Genomic DNA, 7,177 nt, shown 5'->3' on the forward strand with positions numbered 1-7,177 from the left:
TCCGTCTGGGTAACTATGCCCTTTAACTGCATCCTGTCACCGACAACGACAAGGTGTCTTATTCTGCGCTCATGCATAATCCTTATGGCATCATAGAGAAGGGTGTCATGGCTTGCGTATACAATATTCTTTGTGCATACATCCTTCACAGGCGTGTCCATGGGTATCTTTTTTCGAGGGCAGTAACAACATCTGCATTTTTATAAACGGTTACAGGGTTTTTTGGACATAAAGTTGGAAACAGGCAGGCTGTTCATTTCATCGGTGCTGCTTGTAGCGGTTGCTATCCTCGTTATATCACGCTCTGTGATAATCCCTAAAGGTGTTTGCTTGTCTGTTATCACGATGCTGCTTATATTGTTATCTGCTAATTTTCCAACAGCCTCGATTAATTTCGCGTCCTTTGGCAGCGTAACAACATCTGTTGTCATTAATTCATGCACCCTTCGGGTGGCCATAATTTCGTTCTCCGTTATCCGTTCACCGTTAACCGTTAACTATGAACTTTTTTAGTGCCTCTCTGTAAGTCATCGGGACAAAACCGAAATTCCCTTCCACAGAATCCATATCGCAGATGTTATCCACCTGCAAAAGACCGAGCTGTTCACCTGTAACCGTGGGTATTTTTTTGCCGAGCAGGCTGCCTATCTTACGAGATATTCCTGAAAAAGGCAGGCTCAGCTTTATCAGCTTTGCAGGTATATGCACCAATGGTTTGTGTATCTGCATTGCCTCCATAAGCTGCAGGACTATTTCATTGTATGTGAGATGTTCGGGACCGCCGAACTCATAGATGCGTGATGCGTAATGCGTAATGCGTGATGCGTCAGAAAATATCTTCAGAAAGCACTTCACCCAATCTTCCACATATATGGGCTGAAGTTTCCCGTTGCCGCTGCCCGGGATTGGGACAAAGGGTCCGAGACGGACAAGCTCTTTGAGTTTTTCTGTAAAACCGTCACTCTTCCCGATGACAAGGGATGATCTGAATATAGTGTAGGGAATGCCGCATGTCCTTACAATATCCTCTGCCTCTGCCTTTGTCTTGTAATACTTTGCCCACGAGTTTATAGAAGCACCGAGGGCGCTTTGATAAAATATATGTTTTATGTTTGCCCCTTTTGCCTCTTCTATAAGATTTCTTGTGCCTTCAACATGAACCCTTTTAAATGTCATGTCCCCCTTTTCTTCGATGATGCCGACAAGGTGGACAACAATATCGCAATTGTCAAGCCTTCCTTTCAGGCTTTCCCTGTCTGTAATATCGCCTATAACAGCCTCATGCCCGATTTTTTTGCATACTTCCGCCTTTTCAGGGGTTCTCGCCAGACACCGCGTGCTGTAACTGCCTCCGGCAAGCGCCCGAACCAAATGGCTGCCAATAAAACCTGTCCCTCCGGCAATAAAAAACATGCTTCAATCCACTTTATCTATTTCTTCTTTTACGAAACCTGCATGCATTTGTAAATGCATTACAGAAACCGATAACTCACCGAGGATTTCTTCAACCTGCTCTTCTGTTAAATGTTCAATTTCCATCTGATTTATAAGTTTCACCGTATCAAAACATGAGTCTCTCAGTTCATCCAATAATACCCTTAAAGTAGAACTAATCCCAGCAGATACCGTCTACATAAAATCTCACATCCCTTCGCTTTAATCGTTTATTAGCTCTTTTTATTCCAATCTTATAACTTTCTATCTCTTTCTCCCAATATTTTACATGCCCAAATCTGGAACTGTTTTACTTTTCTCCATCTCTATTTTATTCTGGTGTTCAATAATAAGTTTCTCAAAGCTTTTTATCTGTTTTAAGAACCTCTTTTTACTCATTTTGTGATATTTGCCTTAACTTTTCCAGAGAAATATTCTCTACCTCTCTGTGCAGGCTGTTTCCACGGGCATCCATTGTGACTATTGCTGGAAAGTCCTCCACCTCCAGTAACCACATTGCCTCTGGTGCACCGAATTCCTCTATCTTCCACCCATCTCTAACATTCTTGATCCTGTCTGCAAGATATGCTGCTGCGCCGCTAATTGTATGCAGATACACGCATCCATATTCCTTCATCGCATCGAGGGTCTTATTGCCCATCCCGCCTTTCCCTATTATGCCTCTAATGCCGTATGTCTTAATGACATCTGCTTCATACATCTCTACTCTCATGCTCGTTGTCGGTCCTGCAGCAATTAGCTTATAGGCATCGTCCACTTTTTTGATTATAGGGCCGCAGTGATAGATTATCCCCCCATGGAGTTCAAAGGGGATGTCTTTTTTATCAGGCCTTTCATGAGCAAGGAATTTGTGAACCTTATCCCTTCCTGTAACAATCAGACCGTTTACTAACACCATATCGCCAATCCTTAAACTCATGACAATATCTTCTGCCAGAGGTGTATTTATTCTTTTGGACGCTGACTGCTGACTGCTGACTGCTGACTTTTCTACCATATCAGCCTTCCCCTTCTGTTTGCCCAGCATGAAAATGATATATCCACAAAATATGAAGCAGGATGCCTGTGGGCTGTTGCGATTTTTATACCGATGGCTGTGGTTCTGCCTCCTAATCCTGCAGTGCCTATGCTGAGGCTGTTGATATCATTCAGGATTTTATTTTCGAGTTCGGCTATTGCAGCATCAGGGTGTATGTCTGGAATCCTTCTCATTAACTGTCTCTTTGAAAGGAGTGCTACCTGATCCTTGGCGCCGCCTATGGCAATACCAATGGTATATGGCGGACATCCCCTGCCCTGAGCTCTAAAAACAGCGTCTAAAATACATTTCCTCACTCCGTTAAAATCACGCTCAGCTATTGCTTCTTTGTCTCCGAATGTTAAAACCGCTGGCAGCTTATATGTCTGCCCCAGATTCTCGCATCCTCCGCCCTTTAACATAAGATCAACAATAAGGGTCTGCTCTTCTGTCTCCTCTGTATAAACAAAGGGGAAGTGGTCTCCAACATTGTCCCCTGTATTTTTTTCGGTTATTACATCTACGGCATTGGGCCTTAATGGTATTTTATTCGTGGCAATGCGGGTGGCATCCATTATCGCATCCCTGATAAGCTGATGGCTCAATCCCTTTGGGACCTTAACATAAAACACAGGGAATCCTGTATCCTGGCATATGGGTCGGGATGTTGTCCTTGCAATCTTAATATTCTGAAGAATTACATTCAGAGACTCCTTTGCAAGGGGTTCTGTCTCGTTTGAATAGGCTGTCTTTAATGCCTCTTCCACATCGCTGGGAATGGATGTGGCAACCTTTTTGTAAAGCTCTATTATGCCGTCACGGAGTTTAAGCATAAGCCCGTAAGGGGGACTTTGTCCCCCTTACAAAATCCCCCTTTCGCAAAAAGCTCTCCATGAGATTACAGTTATAAAATACTTGCTGCTGAAAATACCACCTCGTCCCTGAATGACCTTATCAGATATACGGTCTTCATTACCTCTGCGTCCGTTACATCCACCATGGCAGCATCCAGTCCTGCTCCCGCGATGTAGCAGAGGAATCCTGCATTTACATGGGGTTTCAACTTCTTGGGGAGCCCTGTTGATACATTGGAAATCCACGCAATAGTGTTTATGGGAGGATCGACCATTTCATTAAGGGCTATTATGCACTCGTGGGTATTGAGTAGATGTTCCTGTCCTATGCCTCCGCCTATATGCACCACAGAAGGGTCTGCAAACAACCTTTCATTGGGTATATCGGCAGCATTCGCCTTTTCTATCAAATCCTCCAGAATAAGGAGCTTGGCCTCAAGGGTTGTGGGCACAGTCCCTTTCAATGCCCTGATTATGAGATTTGCCTTGAATCTGTTTACAAGGGAAAGGATTTCATCGGCATTTTTTTCATCTGCAGAGAGATAATTTATCAAAGGAGGCTCTTTACATACAGTAAGGGTCTTTTTCAAAGCTTCGGCATTCCTCGAATCAAGGCAGAGAGGCAGTTCTGCTGCCTTCTGAACAGCCTCCGCAACCAATGGAAGCGTCTCCTCATCGCCGCTGCCGTCAAGTGAGCACTGGACATTGATTATGTCAGCACCTTTATCAGCAAGTGTTTTAGCAAGTGATTCAATGCTCTTTTTATCCCGATTCTTAACAGCCTCCATGTAAGCCTTATTCCTCGCATTAAGATTTTCAGCGATTACAAGCATGGGACACCTCCCCTGGGATTATTTAATAAAGTATATCAGAAAGGCAGGGGTTTGGGAAGGAGGGGAAGCAAGACTGAAATCAGGGGTTAATAATTTTCCTTGATATAATCCACATATTTGGAAATGTCATCAAGTTTACCAAGAACCTCTCTGCATATCTTCAAATAATCTATTTTTTCATAATCATGTGCAAGAAGGTTTCTGAAAGATGCAATATTTGCAAATTCATAAGCAAAATCAGGAGGCATAATTTTATTTTCACCCAATATATCTATGGCTTCATGATAGCTTTGAGGCGTCCTCAACCCTTTATCCCGAATAACCATTTCCGCAAGGCTGACACATGAATCTGCTATTAGATACAGGTAATGTAAAATCGCTCCCCTATAGACAGGGTCTTTTAAAAACTTATCGTTGCAATCCTCTTTCATGTTATCGAGTATCTTTTTGTACTCTATAATTTTCTCGATTTTTATCCTTATCTGCTCTTTCATCTTCCTGCAAAGACCTTCCTTTGATACTTAAAATCTATTGCATCATGCAAAACACGCAACTCGAAGGATTCTCTTGAAGAAGGGTTTCTATCGCAAACCACTTTCCCGTATCTGACAATGTCTTCAAGAAGTATGATGTTATTTGTATTGTTGAGTATAACCAGATCGATGTTATCGTGCTTCAGTTCTCTGCCAATGATAGAGTATAATTTTAATTCGTCGGCGAGAGACGCTTTCCTGCTCAAATAAACAGCTATATCTATATCGCTAAAGGGAAACTCGTCTCCCCGCGCAAATGAGCCGAATAAATATGCAAATTCCACTTCCTCTATTCTGTGAAATATTGCAGTGAGCTTTTCGGATAGTTCTTTAACGGGTTGTTCTTTCATTGATAAATTATAACAGAAATTTCCCCAAAAAGATGGGGGTTTGGGAAGGAGGGAACTACTAATCAACCAACTGCCATGACTGGTTTATCCTGACTATGCCATTTCTATTACCTGCCTCGTCCACAGGAATGACGGTTGCATAAGATACTGATGAAAGAGATGCAGGGGTAGTGCATGAACTATTGGTGTAGATATTGACAGCCGATGTATCTTGCCGCCCCACATTGAATGTTTGATTATTTAATCTCCTAGTGCAGCTGCTGTATTGGCCTCCGCGCACCCAGAATGCAGTACCTCTCATATTTCTGACTTGATATGTATCATGTCTTCCGATGGCGATTGTATAAGTCCTGCTAATTGACTGTGGACAGCTATCGGTAAGAGTAACTGTGGAGTTATAGACCCCAGGTGTAGTGGGAGTTCCTGTTATCTGCCCTGTTGAAGAATTCAAGCTTAAACCGGGTGGATTGCCTGTCCAACTCCATGTATACGGTGGCATCCCTCCACTTCCCTGAAGAGTTACTGAATAGGCGAGATTTATTCGTCCATTTGGTAAAGAGGTTGGCGTAATAGAAGGAACCGGGCATACAGCAGTCCATGATGCGTATGCAGTTGTTGCACATAGACCAATTCCGTTTGCATTGGATACCGTAAGCTGGAAAGTTTTATTGTCATTTATATTTCCGGTAATACAATTGCCCCCATAAGAATTTGAGAAATTTGCGCAGCCACCACCCGGTGCGGGCGACCATGTGCCATTTGCGGGACCATTATTTATAGACCATGTGAGTGTTGTGGGATTCCCAATAGGAACTGGATTCGGTGTGGCCACAAGTGTGCATGATGGAGCAGGTCCAGGAGGCACACCAACATAGACAGTCGCAGCACATTGACTGCTACCCTGCGCATTGGTGACGGTAAGGGTAAATGTTGTGGTAGAGTTAATTGTCCCGGTTGTGCAGCTTCCACCGCTTGAGCCTGAGAAATTTGCGCAGCCACCACCCGGTGCGGGCGACCATGTGCCATTTGCGGGACCATTATTTATAGACCATGTGAGAATGCTTGACCCTGCTGTCTGCCTGGAACTCGGATTTGCTGTAAGGGTACATGTCGGACCTCCGGCAGTGGCAGCAACATTTATAGCAATGGATAAGGTTTTTGACGCTGTCCTTGAACGACCATCTGTAATTTCTGTAGTTATTGTAAATGTACCTGAAACTGTTGGAGTTCCACAAATACATGGTGTAGTAGCATTGCAATTAAGAGTAACCGAACCTGCAGTGCATGTTCCAGATGTTAGCAGTGATAAACCAGAAGGCAGTCCTGACACAGTCCATGTATAAGGCGTTAGCGTTAAGCCGCCAGTTGCACTTAAATTTGCTGCATATGCCTGATTTTGTGTCCCATAACTTAAAAACTCTGTTGTTATTCTCGGTTTATTTGGATTTATTGTAATAGCAAGACTCTTAGTTGCAATTCTATTGGGAGTATCGCTATCTGTAACCTGAACCGTAAAATTGTAGCTTCCATCTGCTGTTGGTGTGCCTGAAATAGTACCATCAGATGATAAACTTAACCCAAGTGGTAATGAACCCGATTGTATACCCCACCTGTAAGGAGGTGTCCCGTCTGTTGCCTCAAGGGTCGTTTGTGGATACGGCATCTCTTCTGTTCCTATAGGCAGACTGTCCGTAGTTATTGTAAAAGAGGTGCATATTTGACTCCTGAGTTTATCAATATCCGCATACATTACAATATCATCATAGTCATTTACTCCTTGCTCTCTTATGGCAAATGGAGAGGCTGATCCCGTGTCATTAGTTCTATTGTCCCCTTCGGCAAAAAGTATGAATACCACATTATTCTTTGTTTGGGAAGTTCCGCTGCTACTGTCGTTTACGGTTAAATATGTGCCTGCAGTAGTACAAAGATTACTTGTTACTAATTCGCCAACTCTAAAATATTGTAAACCCCGCATATATGCATCAGTTGTTTTTATCCCAAGAACATTTAAGTTATCAGGCAGTCTTTTATTGCTTGCCGCATAGCCTAAAATTGATTCATAGGCAGTCTTGACAATCTCCCTTGTCTCAATCAGCTTCGCTCTTTTTGTCAACGGCCCTATCAAGCCCAT

General features: G+C 43.2%; 10 protein-coding genes. All 10 read right to left on the reverse strand.

The genetic code is table 11. The features are described 5' to 3' along the window. Nucleotides 1-161, reverse strand: a 161-nt coding sequence (locus V7L97_RS12945) for a CBS domain-containing protein (RefSeq protein WP_442891768.1), incomplete at its 3' end; no start/stop codon positions are given. A 39-nt stretch (nt 162-200) separates the two neighbouring features. Next, the gene (locus V7L97_RS05740) at nt 201-458 is read right to left on the reverse strand and encodes a CBS domain-containing protein (protein ID WP_333654114.1); all 258 of its coding nucleotides are present in this window, start codon (nt 456-458) and stop codon (nt 201-203) included. A gap of 28 nt (nt 459-486) precedes the next feature. Next, nucleotides 487-1,413 (reverse strand): SDR family oxidoreductase, encoded by a 927-nt coding sequence (locus tag V7L97_RS05745; protein WP_333654117.1) that lies wholly within the window; start codon nt 1,411-1,413, stop codon nt 487-489. A 3-nt stretch (nt 1,414-1,416) separates the two neighbouring features. Next, nucleotides 1,417-1,590, reverse strand: coding sequence for a hypothetical protein (locus V7L97_RS05750; protein ID WP_333654119.1), 174 nt, complete (start codon nt 1,588-1,590; stop codon nt 1,417-1,419). 235 nt (nt 1,591-1,825) lie between these two features. After that, nucleotides 1,826-2,452: a FumA C-terminus/TtdB family hydratase beta subunit gene (locus tag V7L97_RS05755; RefSeq protein ID WP_333654121.1), complete on the reverse strand. Its 627-nt coding sequence runs from the start codon at nt 2,450-2,452 to the stop codon at nt 1,826-1,828. After that, nucleotides 2,446-3,306: a fumarate hydratase gene (locus tag V7L97_RS05760; protein WP_333654123.1), complete on the reverse strand. Its 861-nt coding sequence runs from the start codon at nt 3,304-3,306 to the stop codon at nt 2,446-2,448. The genes V7L97_RS05755 and V7L97_RS05760 overlap by 7 nt, the downstream gene beginning before the upstream one ends. Nucleotides 3,307-3,377: 71 nt before the next feature. Next, nucleotides 3,378-4,160, reverse strand: a complete 783-nt coding sequence (locus tag V7L97_RS05765) for a dihydropteroate synthase (protein ID WP_333654125.1) — start codon at nt 4,158-4,160, stop codon at nt 3,378-3,380. An 86-nt stretch (nt 4,161-4,246) separates the two neighbouring features. Next, on the reverse strand, nt 4,247-4,654 hold the full coding sequence (gene hepT / locus V7L97_RS05770; RefSeq protein ID WP_333654128.1) for a type VII toxin-antitoxin system HepT family RNase toxin: 408 nt from the start codon (nt 4,652-4,654) through the stop codon (nt 4,247-4,249). Continuing rightward, the gene (mntA, locus tag V7L97_RS05775; RefSeq protein ID WP_333654130.1) at nt 4,651-5,043 is read right to left on the reverse strand and encodes a type VII toxin-antitoxin system MntA family adenylyltransferase antitoxin; all 393 of its coding nucleotides are present in this window, start codon (nt 5,041-5,043) and stop codon (nt 4,651-4,653) included. The genes hepT and mntA overlap by 4 nt, the downstream gene beginning before the upstream one ends. A 58-nt stretch (nt 5,044-5,101) precedes the next feature. Then, a partial coding sequence (locus V7L97_RS05780; RefSeq protein WP_333654131.1) for an Ig domain-containing protein occupies nt 5,102-7,177 on the reverse strand: 2,076 nt, incomplete at its 5' end.

The sequence above is a fragment of the Dissulfurispira sp. genome (assembly GCF_036745535.1).
GTDB lineage: Bacteria > Nitrospirota > Thermodesulfovibrionia > Thermodesulfovibrionales > Dissulfurispiraceae > Dissulfurispira.